Annotated in this window: 19 protein-coding genes; 4 read left to right on the forward strand and 15 right to left on the reverse strand. The window is 59.7% G+C overall.

Annotated features, from left to right (window positions below; translation table 11 throughout):
- The first annotated feature begins 185 nt into the window (after window positions 1-185).
- Window positions 186-368 carry a hypothetical protein gene (locus ACYZT0_RS24720; RefSeq protein ID WP_462043406.1) on the forward strand — a complete coding sequence of 61 codons (183 nt, stop codon included), beginning with the start codon at window positions 186-188 and terminating at the stop codon, window positions 366-368.
- A 17-nt stretch (window positions 369-385) separates the two neighbouring features.
- Here the strand turns inward: ACYZT0_RS24720 and ACYZT0_RS24725 are convergent, their stop codons facing one another.
- The 4 genes from ACYZT0_RS24725 to ACYZT0_RS24740 form a co-directional block, all read right to left on the reverse strand.
- Entirely contained in the window at window positions 386-667 is a 282-nt protein-coding gene (locus ACYZT0_RS24725; RefSeq protein ID WP_109627206.1) for a type II toxin-antitoxin system RelE family toxin, read from the reverse strand.
- Complete coding sequence (locus ACYZT0_RS24730; protein ID WP_462043407.1) at window positions 657-902, reverse strand: type II toxin-antitoxin system Phd/YefM family antitoxin; 246 nt, start codon at window positions 900-902, stop codon at window positions 657-659. Before ACYZT0_RS24730 ends, ACYZT0_RS24725 begins: the two co-directional genes overlap by 11 nt.
- A 143-nt stretch (window positions 903-1,045) precedes the next feature.
- A complete protein-coding gene (locus ACYZT0_RS24735; protein WP_462032779.1) occupies window positions 1,046-1,291 on the reverse strand; it encodes a DUF2789 domain-containing protein in 246 nt (81 codons plus the stop codon).
- A gap of 155 nt (window positions 1,292-1,446) precedes the next feature.
- Complete coding sequence (locus ACYZT0_RS24740; RefSeq protein WP_462043408.1) at window positions 1,447-1,908, reverse strand: aminoacyl-tRNA deacylase; 462 nt, start codon at window positions 1,906-1,908, stop codon at window positions 1,447-1,449.
- A gap of 198 nt (window positions 1,909-2,106) precedes the next feature.
- Between ACYZT0_RS24740 and ACYZT0_RS24745 the strand changes: the two genes are divergently transcribed.
- The 3 genes from ACYZT0_RS24745 to ACYZT0_RS24755 all read left to right on the forward strand — a co-directional run bounded on the left by ACYZT0_RS24745 (window position 2,107) and on the right by ACYZT0_RS24755 (window position 4,109).
- On the forward strand, window positions 2,107-2,637 hold the full coding sequence (locus tag ACYZT0_RS24745; protein ID WP_462043409.1) for an NfeD family protein: 531 nt from the start codon (window positions 2,107-2,109) through the stop codon (window positions 2,635-2,637).
- A 2-nt stretch (window positions 2,638-2,639) separates the two neighbouring features.
- Window positions 2,640-3,398, forward strand: coding sequence for a slipin family protein (locus ACYZT0_RS24750; RefSeq protein WP_462043410.1), 759 nt, complete (start codon window positions 2,640-2,642; stop codon window positions 3,396-3,398).
- 327 nt (window positions 3,399-3,725) lie between these two features.
- Window positions 3,726-4,109, forward strand: a complete 384-nt coding sequence (locus ACYZT0_RS24755) for a DUF6124 family protein (protein WP_462043411.1) — start codon at window positions 3,726-3,728, stop codon at window positions 4,107-4,109.
- 110 nt (window positions 4,110-4,219) lie between these two features.
- On the opposite strand, the gene ACYZT0_RS24760 is transcribed toward ACYZT0_RS24755, so the two are convergent.
- The 11 genes from ACYZT0_RS24760 to ACYZT0_RS24810 form a co-directional block, all read right to left on the reverse strand.
- Window positions 4,220-5,788: a glycosyltransferase family 39 protein gene (locus ACYZT0_RS24760; protein WP_462043412.1), complete on the reverse strand. Its 1,569-nt coding sequence runs from the start codon at window positions 5,786-5,788 to the stop codon at window positions 4,220-4,222.
- Window positions 5,789-5,960: 172 nt separating this feature from the next.
- Window positions 5,961-7,508 (reverse strand): efflux transporter outer membrane subunit, encoded by a 1,548-nt coding sequence (locus ACYZT0_RS24765; RefSeq protein WP_462043413.1) that lies wholly within the window; start codon window positions 7,506-7,508, stop codon window positions 5,961-5,963.
- Entirely contained in the window at window positions 7,505-8,569 is a 1,065-nt protein-coding gene (locus tag ACYZT0_RS24770) for an HlyD family secretion protein (RefSeq protein WP_462043414.1), read from the reverse strand. The genes ACYZT0_RS24765 and ACYZT0_RS24770 overlap by 4 nt, the downstream gene beginning before the upstream one ends.
- A gap of 26 nt (window positions 8,570-8,595) precedes the next feature.
- Complete coding sequence (locus ACYZT0_RS24775) at window positions 8,596-10,134, reverse strand: MFS transporter (RefSeq protein WP_462043415.1); 1,539 nt, start codon at window positions 10,132-10,134, stop codon at window positions 8,596-8,598.
- 230 nt (window positions 10,135-10,364) lie between these two features.
- Window positions 10,365-11,291, reverse strand: coding sequence for a LysR family transcriptional regulator (locus ACYZT0_RS24780; RefSeq protein ID WP_462043416.1), 927 nt, complete (start codon window positions 11,289-11,291; stop codon window positions 10,365-10,367).
- A gap of 61 nt (window positions 11,292-11,352) precedes the next feature.
- The gene (locus ACYZT0_RS24785; protein WP_462043417.1) at window positions 11,353-12,219 is read right to left on the reverse strand and encodes an ABC transporter permease; all 867 of its coding nucleotides are present in this window, start codon (window positions 12,217-12,219) and stop codon (window positions 11,353-11,355) included.
- Between the two features lie 20 nt (window positions 12,220-12,239).
- Window positions 12,240-13,100, reverse strand: coding sequence for an ABC transporter ATP-binding protein (locus ACYZT0_RS24790; RefSeq protein ID WP_462043418.1), 861 nt, complete (start codon window positions 13,098-13,100; stop codon window positions 12,240-12,242).
- A gap of 5 nt (window positions 13,101-13,105) precedes the next feature.
- Window positions 13,106-14,131: an ABC transporter substrate-binding protein gene (locus ACYZT0_RS24795; RefSeq protein WP_462043419.1), complete on the reverse strand. Its 1,026-nt coding sequence runs from the start codon at window positions 14,129-14,131 to the stop codon at window positions 13,106-13,108.
- Between the two features lie 18 nt (window positions 14,132-14,149).
- On the reverse strand, window positions 14,150-15,046 hold the full coding sequence (locus ACYZT0_RS24800) for a TauD/TfdA dioxygenase family protein (RefSeq protein WP_462043420.1): 897 nt from the start codon (window positions 15,044-15,046) through the stop codon (window positions 14,150-14,152).
- A 320-nt stretch (window positions 15,047-15,366) separates the two neighbouring features.
- Window positions 15,367-16,734 (reverse strand): HlyD family type I secretion periplasmic adaptor subunit, encoded by a 1,368-nt coding sequence (locus ACYZT0_RS24805; RefSeq protein WP_462043421.1) that lies wholly within the window; start codon window positions 16,732-16,734, stop codon window positions 15,367-15,369.
- Window positions 16,724-18,880: a type I secretion system permease/ATPase gene (locus tag ACYZT0_RS24810; protein ID WP_462043422.1), complete on the reverse strand. Its 2,157-nt coding sequence runs from the start codon at window positions 18,878-18,880 to the stop codon at window positions 16,724-16,726. The genes ACYZT0_RS24805 and ACYZT0_RS24810 overlap by 11 nt, the downstream gene beginning before the upstream one ends.
- Between the last annotated feature and the right edge of the window lie 39 nt (window positions 18,881-18,919).

The raw sequence follows: 18,919 nt of genomic DNA on the forward strand, positions 1-18,919 counted from the left end.
CGAGGTTCTTCGGCACGAGGGAATGTACACACTGTTAGTTTGCTAACTATCAATATGGCATTTGGGGGGAAAGTTGGTCAAGTTTTGAAACAATTTGGCGGTCATGATCCATGACTATCTTCGGCAGGAATCGCCGTAGCATTCGAAACTGCGTAACGCTTTGCGACCGGACCGAGACTTAACCAGTGACTAAACCTCCTGAATCAGAATCTGAAAACACCCTGGTTTCTGCAGACTCAAAGCAGTACCGCGGTTTCCTGCAAAGGAAAGTGGACGCGGCACGGCTATCACAGCGTCAAGGCCAATACTTCAGCAATGAAGAGATCGAAACTGAATTTGCCGCCAAGCGGGCGCAGGCGGCGGAATAATAAAGGTCGGAAGGCTATTAACGTTTCTTGGCTCGGTCGTAAACAGCGCTGCGTTCACGCTTACCCACTGCCACCACGGAAACGACCACACGCTCATCAATAACTTCGTACACCAACCTGTACCCCGATGAGCGCAACTTGATTTTGTAGCAGTCAGGCATTCCATGTAGTGAGTCTGACGGTACTCGCGGGAGCTGAAGTCGCTCTGCCAATTTCTTTTTGAATTGCTCGCGCAACGTATGACCCAGTTTGTCCCACTCCTTGCGTGCGGACGGCAGGAATTCGAGCTTATAGGTCATCCAGATTTACCGGGATCGGTGTCTCATGCCTGCGTGAGCGAACAATCTCCGCCAGTTCAAGATCATCGAGTCGCTCCATCATGCACTCGAAAACATCGGCCGGAACCATGTAGCCCATGACCCGATTGTGATTTAGCACTGCCACAGGCCCGCCATGGGCGCCGTTCAGTACTGCTGTTGGATTTTTCTTCAACTCAGACACGCTTACAGCGATGTCGGCCAGAACATTTTGCATAATTAAGACCTCAATTTAGGTCTCGATTCTGGTCCATTCACGTTTTATGAGCAACGTAGAAAAAACTCTAAAATTGGATTTGCACTCAGATTTTTTTACCGCTCACCAGTTTTTTGCACATTTCAGTCGTTTTTCTCAGATTTTTACACCCCACGCCCCTTCCTCAACAGCACATTCAACTGATCCACCACCTCCGCCCAATCCGCGTCATCCAGAATATCGTCACGCAAAAACTGCGCTTGGCTCTTGCTCCAGAAAAATGCATCAGCCAAATGTAATTCGGGTTTGAGCGGTGAGTGGGTGGCTATGAATTGGTCGATGCTTTGGGCGTCGTCGGGCAGGCCGAGTTGTTTGAACAGGGAGGGGAGGCTGTGGGTTGGGGATTCCATGTCGGGCTCCTTTTTTATGGCAAATGATTGGGTGACTGCTTTGCAGTCAATCGCGGGCAAGCCTCGCTCCTACAGGGGATCTGCGGTCCATTGTAGGAGCGAGCGATGCGGCGATCCGACTTGCTCGCGAAGGCGTCATAACTGACGCTGCAAAACTACTGACTCAACTCACACACCTCAGCATGCGGCACCATTTTCAGGAATTCCGGCATGCTCATGTGCACCAGATTGTTGTGGTTGCCGGCTTCGAGGTAGATGTCTTTCTGCCGGGTCAGCAGTGGGTCGATGACCATGTCCAGGCCATAGGATTCACCGAACGCGGGCACGGCACCACGTTCGCAGTCTTCGAACAGATGCGCCAGGGTGCTTTCCCGGGTGATTTGCCATTCGCCGCTGCCGCGTACCTTGCTCAGGTCCAGATGACGGCTCGCGGGCAGCACGGCCATCAGATAATGGCCATGGTGGTCATCGAGGATCACCGATTTGGCCACCCGTTCGGCAGGAATGCCCGCGACCCGCGCCGTTTCAAGGCTGCTGGCCGAGTGCGGGTGGGTGACGACGTCATATTCGCAGTGGGCCTTCTCCAGGCTGCTCTGCAGGGTTTTTGCCATACGCATGATGCACCTCGGTGTCCGCAACCACTGTTCGCGGACGATGGTTAAACTTTTTATCTCCACTAAAAGTCTAGGCCCGCTGGCGCAATCGCGCGGGAAATCTTCCCGCCGGAACAACGTCGACAACTGATCAAAATTCGTACAACCTAGAGCTCGACTAGACTGTATAAAGAACCATAAATGACTCTCCCGGAGGGTCACGTGAACACTCGTTGTTGTGCAGTTGCGCTGCTGTTGGCCTTGAGCGGATCGGTATTCGCGGCGGACACCGTCGTCCTGCTGGTGCCCAACCCCGTCGGGATCTGGCTGATCACGTTCGGCATCGCGTTTCTGATCGCCGAGGCGGCCTTGCCCAATTACGGCGTGATCGGTCTGGGCGGCATTGTGATGTTCGTGATCGGTGCGGTGATTATGACCAACACCGAGGTGCCTGTTCCGTTGATGATCGGCCTGGGACTGATCAGTGCGCTGCTGCTGATCTTCCTGCTGATCCATGCTCTGAAAACCCGACCGCGCGAAAACGTCAGTGGCGATGCAGGACTGGTGGGTAGTGTGGCCCCGGTGATGTCGCTGGCCGGCAATGCCTACAACGGCTGGGTGCACCTGCAAGGAGAAAAGTGGCAAGTGCTCAGCGCCACGCCGCTGCAACCCGGGCAAAGGGTCCGGGTGGTGGCACGCAAGGGATTATTGCTGGAAGTGGCCGCGGCTGACGCGGCGCCGGGTGGAGAATAACCATGGGCCTGCAACTGGGTTTTGCCGCGCTGCTGTTACTGGTGATTGCACTGGCGGGGTCGACCTTTCGCATCCTGCGCGAATACGAGCGCGGGGTGGTGTTCCAGCTCGGGCGCTTCTGGCAGGTCAAAGGCCCTGGCCTGATTCTGCTGATTCCGGTGGTCCAGCAAATGGTTCGCGTCGACTTGCGTACCGTGGTCCTCGACGTGCCGCCACAAGACGTGATCACCCGCGACAACGTCTCGGTCAAGGTCAACGCGGTGCTGTATTTCCGCGTCCTCGATCCGCAGAAAGCGATTATTCAGGTCGAAGACTTTCTCATGGCCACCAGCCAGTTGGCCCAGACCACGTTGCGGGCAGTGCTCGGTAAACATGAACTCGATGAACTGCTCGCCGAGCGTGAGCGGTTGAACATCGACATCCAGCAAGTGCTCGACGCTCAGACCGACGCCTGGGGCATCAAGGTCGCCAACGTCGAGATCAAGCACGTGGACCTCAACGAATCGATGGTCCGCGCCATCGCCAAACAGGCCGAAGCCGAGCGGGAACGCCGGGCCAAAGTCATCCACGCCGAGGGCGAATTGCAGGCCTCGGAAAAACTCATGCAGGCCGCCGAAATGCTCGGGCGCCAGCCTGGGGCCATGCAGCTGCGTTATATGCAGACCTTGAGTTCGATTGCCGGGGACAAGACGTCAACGATTGTCTTTCCGCTGCCGATCGAATTGCTCAAGGGGATGGCGGATTTGTCGTCCAAAGAGTGACCTTCGCTACAGTCGCCAACGTCCGGTAGCGCCGTCGGAGATTTCCTTCAAGTTGTAGCGGTGTTGGTGAACTTGTTCCGGCCCGAACCCAGGTCTAGTGTGGCCTTGTCACTGAATAAACGGTGACACGGACGTGCAAGTCCGACGAAACTGTTTAGGGCGCAATTGCCATGGCTCATGCTTTATGGCGGCTGCGCGCAGGAGATCCTCGGATCTGCTGGGTGTCCTAAACAGTCCCGGTCTTGCACACCTGCGCACGGCCGCCACCCAATTCGCGTGCAAACGAACGGTGACGGCTCCAACTTATTACTGTTTAGGATTTTTTATATGTTCAAGGTAACGCCGAATCCGCCAGACAACTCTGGCACCCCGTCCGAAGAATCCCTCGAAACCGAAAAACTCAAAGAAGCCGCAGAACGCGCCTTCGCCCACTACTTCCCCCCAACCGCCGAAAAACCGCCCAAGCACCGCAAAGGCAACCTCTTCACCGTCGCCCCCGATGTCAACACCGAAACCCTTCTGGCCAACGCCTCCGAAGACCTGCTGTCCATCAGCGCCATCGCTGCCAATCTGGCGGACGATGTGGACGGGACGCGGCGTTCGGTAGCCCTGGCGCTCAGCCGCATGGCCGATGGCGTGCAGTTGCTCGTAGAGCGAGCGCTGGATCATTGGGAGGAGTCGGAGATCATGCAGGCCCGGGTCAAGGTCTAGCCGGGTGGATTTGGGGTGAATTGACCGCCGTCATCGCGAGCAGGTCGGATCGCGATGGCGTCAGTCCCGTCGATACACGACTTCTGGAAAACGCGTTTTTTGTTACAGACTCACTGCAACACGAACAGGCGTGCGTTGGCGCCTCCCGCCTGCGTTACGCCAACGCTCTGCCAGCCTTTGGGCAACGGCGCGAATTCGTCTGGCACATTGAGGGTGCCGATCAACCACACTCGGCCAGTGCCTTTGGGCAAATCGCCGAGGCTGTCGAGGTAAATGTCCTGGGTCACCAGCGTGCCGAAACCATAGGCATTCGGGCGGCTCGAAACACCCTTGGCCGGTGGGGTGTACAGCAGCGGTTTGGCGTCCGTGCGGTTGTAATAGACGTAACTGAGGTACCAAAGCATGTCGCTGGTGACGATCCGGTCACCGGCAACGAAGTGCTGGTTCACGTAGTCCACCATGACGCTGATTTGATCGTTGGTATCGACCGTGGCGTTGTTGTTCAGGCCGACCAGTTCGACGCTGACAAACAACACCAGCACCGTCAGGGCCACCACCCGAAAGACCGCGTACACGCGGTCAATGGCCAGTGCAGCAATCATCGGCAGGCCGAGGGCATACGCGGTGAGGTAACGCTCGATGAACACCGGCGAGATGAACGACACCGAAAACACCAGCAACAACGGCAAAACGGTGTAGATCACCAGCAACGCGCTGCCACGAATGACACTGCGATCTCGCGCCAGCGCCACCCAGGCCAAGGCCAACAACGCCAAAGGCAACGTAATGAAAATCGATGTGGGCAGGTTCTCGTCATCGTCCTGGATCAGGAACGACCAGATCATCGAAGGCAACGAGCCGAACGTGACCGGTGTTTCCCACCCTACATCGCCATTGGCTTTGAGCTGGTCCATGTGCTGAACCAGATCGATCAGGTTGGGCACCCACGGCAAGTACACCAACACAATCGCCACGTTCGCCAACCACCAGCCGGGCTGCTGGATATGCCGCAAGCGATAGCCAGGCTGTATGCGGATCAGCCCTAAATACAGCCAATGACACAACACGCACAGGGCCGTGAAGTAATGGGTGTAGAACGCTGCGCTCATCAGCAGTGTGTAAATCACCAGATAACGCCTACGCCCGGGACGTTTGATCCAGTAAACCAGGGCGATCGTGGCACCGATCAGCCACAGCCCCAGCAACGAATACATGCGCACTTCCTGGCTGTAACGCACGGCGGTAGGTAGCAGCGCCAACAGGACGCCGGCCAACAATGCGGCGCGGCGAGTGGCGAGCAAGTCCACCAACCAGACGCCAAGCGCCACGGTGGCAATTCCCGGTAGCGCGCTCAAGCTTCGAATCGAAAAAATGCCATTGCCGAACAGCTCGATCCAGCCATGCAACAGCATGAAATACAGCGGCGGATGCACATCATGGGCGGCATGCACCCAGATCCCGGCCAGCGAATACTGGCTCAGCAGCAGACTGGACCCTTCGTCGCCCCAGACAGCCGCCGCTGTCAGGTCATAAAAACGCACGAATGCGGCCAATGCCAGGATTGGCAGCAACCAATGCTCGCGCACCCATCGAATCAAGCGCAGAACACTCGCCCAGGCGCCGGGTGCCGCGTGCGGGCCTTGGGTGCCGTCAAGCGGAGTTTCTCTGCGCGCCTCCATTGCCACCCCTCGGACTGCCGGTAAAAAACCTTGAAGCTTGCCATCACTGTAGGACAGCGGCAGCGCCCTCGTCGATGCTGGCTTACCTTTCGCCTTTAACTATGCGGGCAGTTGTCTGTTGCGCGTACAGGTTGCGGTCAATCATTTCACTAGGCTGAGGTGAAAATCCAAGTCAACGCGGTGCCGTCTCTGTCACCGGATACACCGACTCCCATCCCCCACCCAAAGCCTTGTACAAACCAACCATCGCCAGCGAAACCCCGGTTGAGCTCTCCACGAACTGCTCCTGAGTCGCCAACAACGCGCCTTGCACCGTCAGCACGTTAACGAAATCCACCACCCCTTCCACATATTGTTGTTGCGCAGTGCGCAGGGCGATCTGGTTCTGGCGGACGGCTTCGGCGAGGCTGCCGCGGCGCAGTTGGCTGGCGTTGTAGGCCGTCAGTTGATCGTCGATTTCATGCCAGGCGCGCAGCACGGTTTGCTGGTAGGCGATGGCGGCTTCCTGTTGTTGGGCTTCGCGCAGGTGCAGCACGCCGCGCAAGCGGCCGCCATCGAACAACGGCAAGCTGAATTGCGGGCCGATACCGAAGGCGCGCGAGCCCCAGGAGCCGAAATCGCTGAGTTGCATGGCTTGCGATCCGATGTTGCCCGACAGGGTGATCCGCGGATAAAAATCACCCTTGGCCACGCCGATGCTCGCGGTCGCGGCATGCAGGCGGGCTTCGGCCTGGCGGATGTCCGGGCGGCGTTCGGCCAGTTGCGACGGCAGACCGATAGCGACCTGACGCGGGGATTGCGGTACCGGGGCGTCGGTGGATAACTCGGCATGCAGCGCTTGCGGCGGCTCGCCCATCAACAGGCTCAAGGCGTTGATCAGTTGCGACTGGCGCTGCTCCAACGCTGGCAGGCGCGATTCGATGGCCGCTACCTGGGCGGCAGCTTCGGCGACGTCCAAGTCGGTGGCGACACCGTCGGCCAGGCGCAGCTGCGAGAGTTTCAGGCTATGGCGGGCAACGTCGAGGTTCTGCTCGGTGACGGCGCGCGTACTTTGCACACCGCGCAGCTGAATGTAGTCCTGAGCAGTCTCGGCGAGGACTGACAGCAACACGCCGCGTCGGTCGTTTTCCGCGACGTCCAGGGTCGCGTCGGCCGCTTCGGTTTCGCGGCGCACACGGCCCCAGAAATCCAGTTCCCAGGACGCTAAGAAACCTGTATCCCACAGGTTGAACGCCGAATCGCCGTTATGCCCCGACGGATCGTTCAAGCCTTCGCCGCTGTTGCGTTTACGCCCGTAGCTGCCAGTGGCGGCGGTACTCGGGTAACGGTCGGCGGTGATCACCTGACGCGCAGCGCGACTTTGCTGCAAGCGACTGCTGGCGAGTTTCAGGTCGAGGTTATCGGTCACGACACGCTGGCTCAGGGCTGAGAGCTTTGGATCGTGGAAGACGTCCCACCAGCGCTCGTCCATGGTTTCGGCGATGGCTTGGCTGGCGGCGGACTTTGGCGGTTTTGACCATTCGGTAATTTGCTGTGGCTCGGGTTTGTGGAAGTCCGGGCCGACGGTGCAGGCGGAAAGGCTCATGACGAACAAGGCGCAAAAGGTGAGTTGAGGCCGCTGGCCTCTTCGCGAGCAGGCTCGCTCCCACATTGAAATGCATTCCCCTGTGGGAGCGAGCCTGCTCGCGAAGGCGTCAGCACGATCAACAAAAATCCTCATCGTTGAACGACCTCATGTTTATCAGCGCTGGCAGTATCAATACTCGCCTCAACCGACATCCCCACTCGCAACCGTTCGGCCAATGCCTGACCCGGCTCCAGAACAATCTTCACTGGAATTCGCTGCACCACCTTGGTGAAGTTACCGGTGGCGTTGTCCGGTTTGATCAAGGCAAACGTCACGCCCGTGGCCGGTGCGATGCTCTCGACGCGACCGCTCAACGCTTCGCCGCCGAGGCTGTCGACACGGACTTGCACACCCTGCCCCGGTTGCACATCGGTCAGTTGGGTCTCCTGAAAATTAGCGACCACATAGGCCTGCGCCAGCGGCACTACCGCGAGGATTTTGCTCCCCGGCGTGACATAGGCGCCGACCCGAACGGCGCGCTCGCCGACCACGCCGTCCTGAGGCGCAACGATGCGCGTGTAGGACAACTCATAGCTGGCCATTTCCAGCGCCGCTTGCGCCCGTTTCAGTCCTCCTTCCGCCGCGTCACGCTGGGCCGTGAGGATCTCCACCTGCTTGCGTTCCGCCGCCAGCACCGCCGTCACGTTAGCCAGCCGCGCAGCGGCCTGATCGATGCGAGTCCGCGCTTGTTGAGCGTTCTGCACCGTACCGGCGCCCACCCCGGCGAGATGGTTGTAGCGATTCAGTTCATACTCGGCGAAGGCCATTTCAGCCTTGGCCGACACGACCGTGGCCTGGGCCTGAGCGATCACCGAAGCCTGGCGCTCAAGGGTCGCACGGGCATTTTGCAGTTGCGCCCTGGCCACCAGCGTTTCAGCGTCTGCCGCTTGAGCGGCGGCACGCAAATCCCGGTCATCAATCAGCGCCAGCAACTGCCCGGCCTTGACCTGCTGGTTGTCCTCCACCAGCACTTCCTTGATGAACCCGGCCACGCGCGGCACCACCAGCGTGAAGTCCGCCGAGACAAAGGCGTCATTGGTGTTCTGCTGCGTACGCTTGTTGAACAGGCCGGGCGCCAGCAGATAAACCAGTACACCGAGCGCCACCACCGTGGCGACGCCAACGGCCACTTTTTGCTTTGATTGAGTCGTCATAAAAACCTTCTGTTTCAGCGAAGCGTTCAAGTCGGCGCACGCGGCGGATAGATCCGCGTCGGCAGCCAGAAAATCAGCAGGATCAGCGCCAATGTGACGCCGGCCATGCACAGATAAAGATCCGATGCCGTCAGCACCACCGCCTGCTCATGCAGCCGACGGGCAAGGCACGCGCTGTCGCTGTCGACCAGGAGTGAATTGCCGAGGTTGTCCACCAGCATCATTGAGTGCAAATGCAGCCTTGAGGTGGTCAACGCCTCCAGCACGCCGGTGGCGATCACCGCCGCCAAGCCTTTTACGGTGTTGAACCAGGCCGAAGCGAACGGCCCTTCCATCGGGGTAATGCTCCCGGTAGCGAGCATCAACAGCGGCAGCACCGCCATCGGCTGACCGAAGATTTGCAGCAGTTGCAGCACGTAGAAGTCGTCGCGTATCCACACGGATGTCAGCTGCGACCCACCGATGCAGGACAGCGTCAGCATGCTCAGACCGATCCCCAACACCCAGCGACAATCGACCTGGCGCAGGTTGCACAGCGCCGCCACCAACGGCAGCGCGATCAACTGCGGCAGCGCCGCCAGCAGCATGATCGGCGCGGTCTGAACCGGGCGATAACCCTGCACCTGCGCCAGGTAGCTGGACGGAATGATGATCACCGCCAGCAACACCACCAGCACCCCGGCCAAGGTCAGCAAGGCGAACGACAGGTTGCGGATGCCGAGCATCTGCATCTTGAAAAACGGAATCGGCTGCGACCATTCGTTGATCAGGAACAGCACCAACAGCAGTAACCCACCCCCGAGCAATCCGCAGATCAGGCTCGACCCGAACCAGTCCAGCCGATTGCCTTGCAAGATGCCGATCACCAGCATGCAGATCGCCGGAAAACCCAGCAGCAAACCGCGCCAGTTGAATGGCTTCAAGCGTTCCAGGCGCAGCGGGTCCTGGGGCAAACCATAAGCCACCGCTGCCATAGCGATGAGGCACGGTGCGATGATTTGCCAGAAGGTCCATTGCCAGCCGACGTATTCGGTCCATAACCCGGCCAGCGGAGTGCCGAGCCCTGGGCCGAACGTCGCGGTCAGGGCATAACCGGCCAGACCATAAAGCTTCACGTTTGCCGGTAGAAAGCGCAGCGCGACGGTCATCAGCATCGGCGGCAACGCGCCGCCAGCCAAGCCTTGCAAGGTGCGCATGACCAGCAGGCTTTCGTAGCTTGGCGCGAACGGGCACAACACGCCCAACAGGGTGAACACGCTGATGGCGCAGAGGGTGAACCGCCGCAACGAGAACGTCACCGAGCACCACGGTGCGAAGGCCATGGCGGCCACCGAGGTCGCGGTGTAACTGGCAACCAGCCAGGTGCCTTCGTCGTAGCCGATGGCCAACGCGCCGCGGATGTCGGCCAAGGCAACCTTGGTCACCATTTCGTTCAGGCCCGACACCAGCACCGCCAGCAACACGCCCGCCAGGCCGATGATGATCCGCGGACCGAAGACCGGTGGCGCGACAGCGGTCGCTGGGCTGGCCGCGGCGAGAGGTGCCGTGACCGTGAGGGAAGTCATGACTGCAAGCTCCGGAGGGTGAATACCGAAGCATTTTAGGAAGCGCGGGACCTTACGAAAATTGACTTATCAGAAGGTTATAAGTGCACCAGACGCAATGGTTTTGATCGTTCCCACGCTCTGCGTGGGAATGCAGCCCGGGACGCTCCGCGTCCCAAGAGCGGACGCGGAGCGTCCGTTGAGGCATTCCCACGCGGAGCATGGGAACGATCAGTGACAGCGGTCAGTGATCAATTTGAGGTGGGTTGTGCGGCCAGCCACGTCTCATCGCAACAAGCTTTTAGGGTTTCACGCAACCAGCGGTGCGCCGGGTCTTTGTCGAAGCGTGGGTGCCAGGACTGGGTCAGCATTAGGGTCGGCAGCGGAATCGGCAGGGTGAAGGAACTCAGCTTCAGGCCCAGGCGCTGGACGCTCAGCAATGCCTCCTTAGGCACCGGCAGAATCAAATCGGAATCAGGCAAGGCAAACATCGCCGCGTGGAAACTCGGCGCAATCACTGCTACCCGCCGCTCCAGCCCCAAGGCATTGAGCGCGGTATCGATCGGGCCACGGGCAATGCCGCGACGGGACATGCTGATATGGGAAAACCCGGCGAAACGCTCGGCCGTGATCTCTTCGTCGAATAGCGGATGGTCTTCGCGAACCAGACCGACGAAATGAGTAGAGAACAGATTCTGAATCTTTACTTCCGGGGTCAACGGCCGGGTGTTACTGATGCTCAGATCAATCCGCCCTTCGCGCAGCGCCTCATCATCGCCATCGCCTTCCGGCACAAAGCGCAACTCACAGTGCGGTGCCTGGCGATCGAGGGTGTCGAACAACTTGCCACCGTATACCCCGACGAAAAAGTCATTGGCGCGGATGCTGAAACGCCGCCGTAACGAACCCAGCTCCACCGCATCGGCCGAGCGAAACAACAGCGCGGCCTGCTCCACCACGTCACGCACCTGCTCGCGCAACGCCAGTGCCTTGGGCGTCGGCACCAAACCACGACCGGCGCGCACCAGAATCGGATCGCCGATGGCCTCGCGAATTCGCGTCAGCGTCCGGCTCATGGCCGCCGGGCTGAGGTTCATCCGCCGCGCAGCGCCCACCACACTGCCCTCGTCGAGCAAGGCATCGAGGGCGACCAACAGGTTCATGTCCGGGAGTTGCATGCTGAGCACTCGTGTCTGATCTGGATTGATGCAGACGCAATGCTAGCAGATCAAACATCGATCAACGCTGCATCCCCCAACGCTTCACCGTGACCCGCTCCAACGTGTCGAACACCAGATTTTCCACCAACAAGCCGATCAGGATCACGACCGCCAACCCGGCAAACACTTTGTCGGTGTACAGCTCATTACGGTTCTGGAAGATGTACCAGCCCAAACCACCCTTGCCGCTGGTGGCGCCGAACACCAGTTCGGCGGCGATCAGCGTGCGCCAGGCAAAGGCCCAGCCGATTTTCAGTCCGGCGAGAATCGATGGCAGCGCTGCCGGGATCAAGATGAACAGCACGAAACGTATGCCTTTCAAACCGTAATTGCGCCCAGCCATGCGCAGGGTTTCCGAGACACCGAGAAAGCCGGCATAGGTGTTCAAGGCCAGCGCCCAGAGCACCGAATGCACCAACACGAAAATCAGGCTGTTCTGCCCCAGGCCGAACCACAACAGCGCCAATGGCAACAGCGCAATCGCCGGCAGCGGGTTGAACATCGAGGTCAACGTACTCAGCAGATCGCGACCGAACTGCGTCGACACCGCCAGGGTGGTCAGGACAAATGCCAGCACGATGCCGATCAGGTAGCCCTTGAGCAACACCACCAGGGAAATCCACACCTTGCCCAGCAACTCGCCACTGAGCAAACCGTCATACAGCGCGCTGCCGGTTTGCAGAAAACTGGGTAGCAACAGGTCGTTGTTCTGAACACGGGCAACCACTTCCCACAGCACCGCGAGCAAAATCAGGATCAGACTTTTACGCACCCAGCCCTGTTGCCAGAGGCGCTGGCCGAGCGGTAACTCCCGCTCCAGCGGCACACTCGTCAGCGGCTGCAATACCGTTTCAAATTCTTCACGCGGGGATGATAAAAGGCTCATCGGGCACTCCTCTCAATGGCTCAATAAGCGATGCGGAGGTCGGAGAAGTCCAGCTCACGCTCGGTTTCCGGGGACTGACCTTCATCGAACAACAACCGATGAATGCGCCGCGCCGATTCCTGAAAGGCCACGCCACCGAGGCTGTGCAAATCGTATTGATGGCTGTGGACTTCCGCCCGCACCCGCCCCGGATGCGGCGACAGCAGCAGAATCCGATTGCCCACCACCAACGCTTCTTCAATGGAGTGAGTAACGAACAGCAGTGTGAAGCGCACTTCTTCCCAGAGCAGCAGCAATTCTTCCTGCATCTTGCGGCGGGTCAGCGCGTCGAGGGCGGCGAAGGGCTCGTCCATCAAGAGGATTTTCGGCTGCATGGCCAACGCCCGGGCGATCGCTACACGCGCTTTCATGCCGCCGGACAAGGTATGCGGGTAGGCATCGGCAAACGCCGCCAGACCGACCTTGTCCAGGTAGTGCAGCGCTCGCTCCTCGGCCTCTTTGCGCTTGAGCGTCCTGGACGCCAGCAGCGGAAACATCACGTTCTGTTTGACGGTTTTCCACGGCGGCAGTTGATCGAATTCCTGGAACACCACGATCCGGTCCGGTCCAGGGGCATTAACGGTTTGCCCCTGAACACGAATCTCGCCCTCACAGGGCTGGATGAACCCGGCGACAGCCTTGAGCAACGTTGATTTGCCGCAACCGGACGGGCCGAGCAGCACAAAGCGGTCCGCCGAATCGATCTCGAAACTGACCTGATGGGTCGCCCGAACCACCCGCTGAGGCGTGCGGTATTCGAGGCTGACGTTGTCGACCGACAGCAGCGCCTGGGCTGCCGCGATCGGTTTGCTGACCGTGTGGCCTTGCAAAGGGGCGTTCATGTCGGTCAGCTCCCTTGCAGCGGTTTGGCGTCCTGGAAGAAGTAGTCCTTCCAAGAGTCCGGTTTGTTTTTGATCGCGCCGACGCGGTAGAGGAATTCGGCCAGCGGGTAAGTATTTTTCGGCGTGACGCTGAATTCGAACTGCGGGTTATCAATGATTTTCAGCAACGCGGCACGGTCGATTTTGGCCTTGGTGACGCGGATGTAAGTGTCAGCCGCCGCGCCCTTATCGTTCTGAGCAAACTCGGCGGCTTCCGTCAGCGCTTCGACAAAGGCCTTGTAGGTTTTCGGGTTTTCGTCGCGGAATTTCTCGGTGGCGAACAGCACCGTCGGCGAGTTCGGGCCGAGCACGTCATTGGAATTCAGCACAACGTGGACGTTAGGGTTGGCCAGCTCTTGATCCTGGAAAGGCGGGTTGGAGAAATGCCCGGTCAACTCGGTGCCGCCAGCAATCAGCGCCGCTGTGGCGTCGGGGTGCGGAACGGCGATGGTGTACTGGTCGAGGCGATTGAATTCCTTGTCGCCCCATTGCTTGGCGGCCGCGTATTGCAGAATGCGCGACTGCACCGACACGCCGACCGCCGGTACCGCGATGCGGTCCTTCTCAGTGAAGTCAGCGATGGTTTTGACCTTGGGATTGTTGCTCACCAGGTAGTAAGGGAAGTTGCCGAGGGAAGCCACGGCTTTGACGTTCTGCTTGCCGTGGGTGCGGTCCCAGATGGTCAGCAGCGGACCGACGCCGGCACCGGCAATGTCGATGGACCCGGAGAGCAGCGCATCGTTGACAGCGGCACCGCCGGAGAGCTGGGTCCAGTCGACCTTGATGTCGATGCCTTCCTGCTTGCCGTACTTCTCGATCAGGTTCTGATCGCGCACGACGTTGAGCAGCAGGTAGACGATGCCGAACTGCTCGGCGATGCGAATTTCACCTTCGGCGTGGGCCACAGTCGGCGTCACCAGGCTGCCGGCGATCAGGCTGAAACCCAGGCCGATGGCAGCGGCCAGCGGGGCAAATGGAAGACGTTTGGACATGAGAGTTTCTCCGACAAATCAGAAAGGCGCGTCGCCCTGGATGGTGGTGCGATACAACTTGCGGCGCAGATAGCTTGGGCATCCGGCGGCGAGATGAATCAGCGAACGGTTGTCCCAGAACACCAGGTCGTGGGCCTGCCATTGATGGCGGTAGATGTTTTGCGGCAGCACGCTGTGGGCGTAGAGCTCGTCGAGCAGTTGTTTGCTCTCGTCTTCCGGCAGACCGACGATGCGCGTGGTGAAACCCTCACTGACGAACAACGCTTTGCGACCGTTTTCCGGGTGGGTACGGACAATCGGGTGGACCACTTCAGCGACCTGCGCCAGTTGTTCCGGCGTCAGCGTCGGGCGCCAATTGCCTTCGAATTTGGTCTCGCTGTAGCGCGCGGTGTAAGCGTGCGCCGCCGAGCGGCCTTCGACGGCTTTGCGCAGCGCTTCGGGCAGGTTGTCCCAGGCTTTGTGCATGTCGGCGAAGAGCGTGTCGCCGCCTTCGGACGGCAGCTCCTGGGCGTGCAGCATCGAGCCCAGGCTTGGCAGTTCTTTATAGGAAAGGTCGGAATGCCAGAACTTGCCGGCGTCACCGAGGCCGATGGATTGGCCGTTTTCGATGATGTTGGAAACGATGAGAATTTCCGGATGCCCGGCCAGCAGGAAATGCTTGAGCACATGGATCTGTAACACGCCAAAACGACGGCTGAAGACGATGTGCTGCTCGGGGGTAATACGCTGGTCGCGGAACACCACGACGTGATGATCCAGGTGCGCGCGGTGGATGCGGGCGAAGTCCTGATCATTGAACGGGCGGGACACGTCAAGGCCGATGATTTCGGCACCGACGGCGCCACTGAACGGGCGGATGTCAAAGGTTTGCGGCGCGACGTTCGCGGCGCTTGGGGAAGCCGTTGCTGCAGACATAAATCACTCCCACGCACGGCACGCTCAAGGGCGCGCGCGTCGATCAAGAAACTCACGGAGGTCCCGTGTTGGTTCGTGTCGTGCGGCGCGCCGATTGGTCGGCAGGTACGCAGGAAGATGACTTTATAGATATAAGAACTGAAATTTAAATACCGTTAGTGAATAACGATATGGCTTTTGGATTGTAGTGTTTTTGAGGCCGCCTTCGCGGGCAAGCCTCGCTCCTACAGGGTTGGGGTCGTTCACATATTTGGCGTACGACATGAAATCCTGTAGGAGCGAGGCTTGCCCGCGAAGAGGCCGTCAGCTGCGCTCGAGAACTACCGCTCGTGCAACGCCTCGGCGCGCGCCCGAATAATCGGCTTGAGCAGGTAACTGAGAACGGTCTTCTTACCCGTGATGATGTCCACCGAAGCCACCATCCCCGGGATGATCAGCAACGGCTTTTCATCCGTCCCCAAGTGGCTGCGCTCAGTACGCAGTTTGATGAGGTAGTAGGTGGTTTTCTTGTCTTCGTCGGTGATGGTGTCGGCACCGATCTGCTCAAGCTTGGCTTTGAGCCCGCCATAAATGGTGTAGTCATAGGCCGTGAACTTCACCGTCGCCTCTTGCCCCGGATGCAGGAAGGCGATGTCTTGCGGGCGAACTTTCGCCTCAACCAGCAAGGTGTCGTCCAGCGGCACGATTTCCACCAGATCACTGCCTGGCTGGATCACGCCGCCGATGGTGTTCACCAGCAATTTGTTGACAATACCGCGCACCGGCGAAGTCACCAGCGTCCGGCTGACCCGGTCTTCAAGCGCCTTGCCGGTGGCCTGGGCCTTGTTCAGATCAGTGCGTGCTTCGTTGAGTTGAGTCAGTGCTTCGCTGCGGAACTTGCCACGAGTCTCGTCGATCTTGCGCTGCACTTCCTTGATCGCCGATTGGGCGCGAGGAATGGCCAGGGTGGTCGCGTCCAATTGCCCGCGGGTTTCAACCTCGGCGCGCTTGAGTCGCAGCACTTCAACCGGCGATACCGCGCCCTGGGCCACCAACGGCTCGGACATGTTGATTTCCTGACGCTGCAACGCGAGACCGTTACGGTACTGCGACTGTTTGGAGGTGAACTCGCGCAGCTCTTGCTGACGCTGGATCAACTGCTCCTCCAAACCACCAATTTCATCGTGCAGCTGCTGACGGCGACTGATGTACAGCGACTCCTCGCTGGTCGCCTGACCGGGTACGGCCTTTAGCACGTCAGCGGGGAAGTTCAGCGGTCGGTCATCGACTTCCGCGCTCAAGCGTTCTACTCGCAGCAGCATCGACAGCCGATCGGCTTCGGTTTCGCCGACATTGGAGGCGAATCGCGTGTCGTCCAGGCGAATCAGCGGCGCGCCGGCCTCGACGATCTGCCCTTCGGTCACGAACAACTCGGAGACGATACCGCCCTCAAGGTTCTGGATTTTCTGGATCTTGGACGACGGAATCGCCTTGCCGTCGCCCTTGGTGACTTCGTCGATCACCGCGAAGTTGGCCCAGAGCATCAGGAACACGAAGAAGCCGATGATCGCCCAGATGGTCAGCCGCACCACGCGTGGGGCGTCTTCGATCAGCGCTTTATTGACCTCGGGAAGTGGCTGGCCATGCAGCGACTCGGAGCCTTTGAAATAACGGCCGATCGAATTCTTGAAACCCGACTTAAGCAACACTGATCTGCCCCTTCTTCAACGCTTCCATCACAGCGGCTTTCGGGCCGTCGGCGATAATCAGCCCGCGGTCGATGACGATCAGCCGATCCACCAGCGACAACAGCGAAGCCCGGTGCGTCACCAGCACCACGGTCTTGTTTTCAACCACCGCCGCGAGGCGTTGCTTAAGGCGTTCTTCACCCGTGTTGTCCATGGCGCTGGTCGGTTCGTCGAGCAGCAGGATCGGCGGGTTGAGCAGCAACGCACGGGCCAGGGCAACGTTCTGGCGCTGACCGCCAGACAGGTTCTGCCCGCGCTCGCCGACTTGCAGCTCATAACCTTGCGGGTGCAGACGGACGAATTCGTGGACGCCGGCCAACTCGGCAGCTTGCAGCACCATTTCGTCCTCTACATAGCGCGCACCCGACACGAGGTTGTCGCGCAGGGTCCCGGCGAGCAGCTGGATGTCCTGAGCCACGTAACCGATGTTGTGGCGCAATTCGCTGACGTCGATCTGGCGGATATCGACGCCATCCACCAATAGCGCGCCGTCGTCTGGCTGGTAGAGGCCTACGAGCAGTTTGGCCAAGGAGCTTTTCCCCGAGCCGCTGCGCCCGATAATGCCGATCTTCTCGCCGGGCTTGATGATCATGTTGATGTTCTTCAGCGCCGCGTTCTGTTGGTTCGGGTAAGTGAAGTTCATCTGTCGGCACTCGATGGCGCCTTGCAGGACCTTGCGACTCAGTGGGCGCTCTTCGAAATTGCGCTCTTGCGGCAGCTCCATCATCTGATCGACCGACGTCATGGTCACCCGCGCTTGCTGATAGCGGGTTAGCAGGCCAGACAGCGAGGCCAGCGGGCTGAGGGCGCGACCGCTGAGCATGTAGCAGGCGATCAAACCGCCCATGCTCAGGTGACCGTCGATGATCTGGTACACGCCGAAGACGATCATGATCACCCCGGCCAGTTGCTGGATCAGCAAGGTGATGTTCATCGCCAGACCGGAGAGCATTTTCACCCGCAACTCCAGGCGGCTGAGGGTGCCGATAGTTTGCTCCCACTGATACTGGCGTTCGCTTTCGGCGTTGTTGACCTTCACGGCATCGAGGCCGGCCAGGGTTTCGATCAGGCTCGACTGACGCTCGGCGCCCAGGGCCATGGTCCGCTCCATGGTCGCCACCAGCGGTTTCTGCAGCGCATAGCCAATCAGCAAGGCAATCGGGAACGCCAGCACCGGAATCCACACCAGATGCCCGCCGAGAATCGCGATGACCATGAAGATCAGCAGCGTAAACGGCAGGTCGATCAGGCTGGTGAGGGTCAGTGAGGCGAGAAAGTCCCGCAGGCTCTGAAACTCATGGATGTTCTGGGCGAAGCTGCCGACCCGCGCCGGGCGGTACTTCATGGCCATGCCGACGATGCGCTCGAACAACGTGGCCGAGATGATCAGGTCGGTTTTCTTCCCGGCCAGGTCCAGGCAGAGGCTGCGCAGGCTCTTGAGGATCAGATCGAACAGGTAAGCCCCGGTGATACCGATGGCCAACACCCACAGGGTCGATTCGGCCTGGTTCGGCACGACGCGGTCGTAAACGTTCATCACGAACAGCGGCGCGGCCATGGCAATGATGTTGATCAGGAAACTGGCGGCGATGGCGTCGGCGTACAGCCAGCGCGAACGTTTGAGGGTGTCGCGGAACCAGGAGCGCGCGCGCGGGATCAGCGTGCCGTGATTAACGTCGAATTTGTGCTGGGGTTGAGCGAAGAACACTTTGCCGATGTAGTCATCGGCCAGCAGTTCGCGGCTGACGACACTTTCGCCGCCATCGCTTTCGCTGAGCAGCAGGCGCGCCTGGTCGTCACCTAGCCAACCCAGCAGGACGGCACTGCGACCATCCTTGAGCAGCAACAACGCCGGCATGGCAATCGCCGGGATCTGCTCCAGTTTGCGTACCAGCACCCGCCCTTGCAGACCGGCGCGAGCTGCCGCGCGGGGTAGCAGTTCAACACTCAGACGCTGCTTGGGCAACGGCAGGCCGGTGGTCAACATCGCGGCGCTGGCCGGTTTCTGATGCAGGGTGCAGAGCGCCAGCAAGCCGTCCAGTAACGGATCGTCGTGCAGCGCGCGTGGATCATGGATGAGTTGAACTCGACTGACTTCTGATTCCACGCTCGGCACTCTTGGCTAACAATTGAACAATGAAGGTTC

The sequence above is a fragment of the Pseudomonas sp. ZS1P83 genome (genome assembly GCF_054897825.1).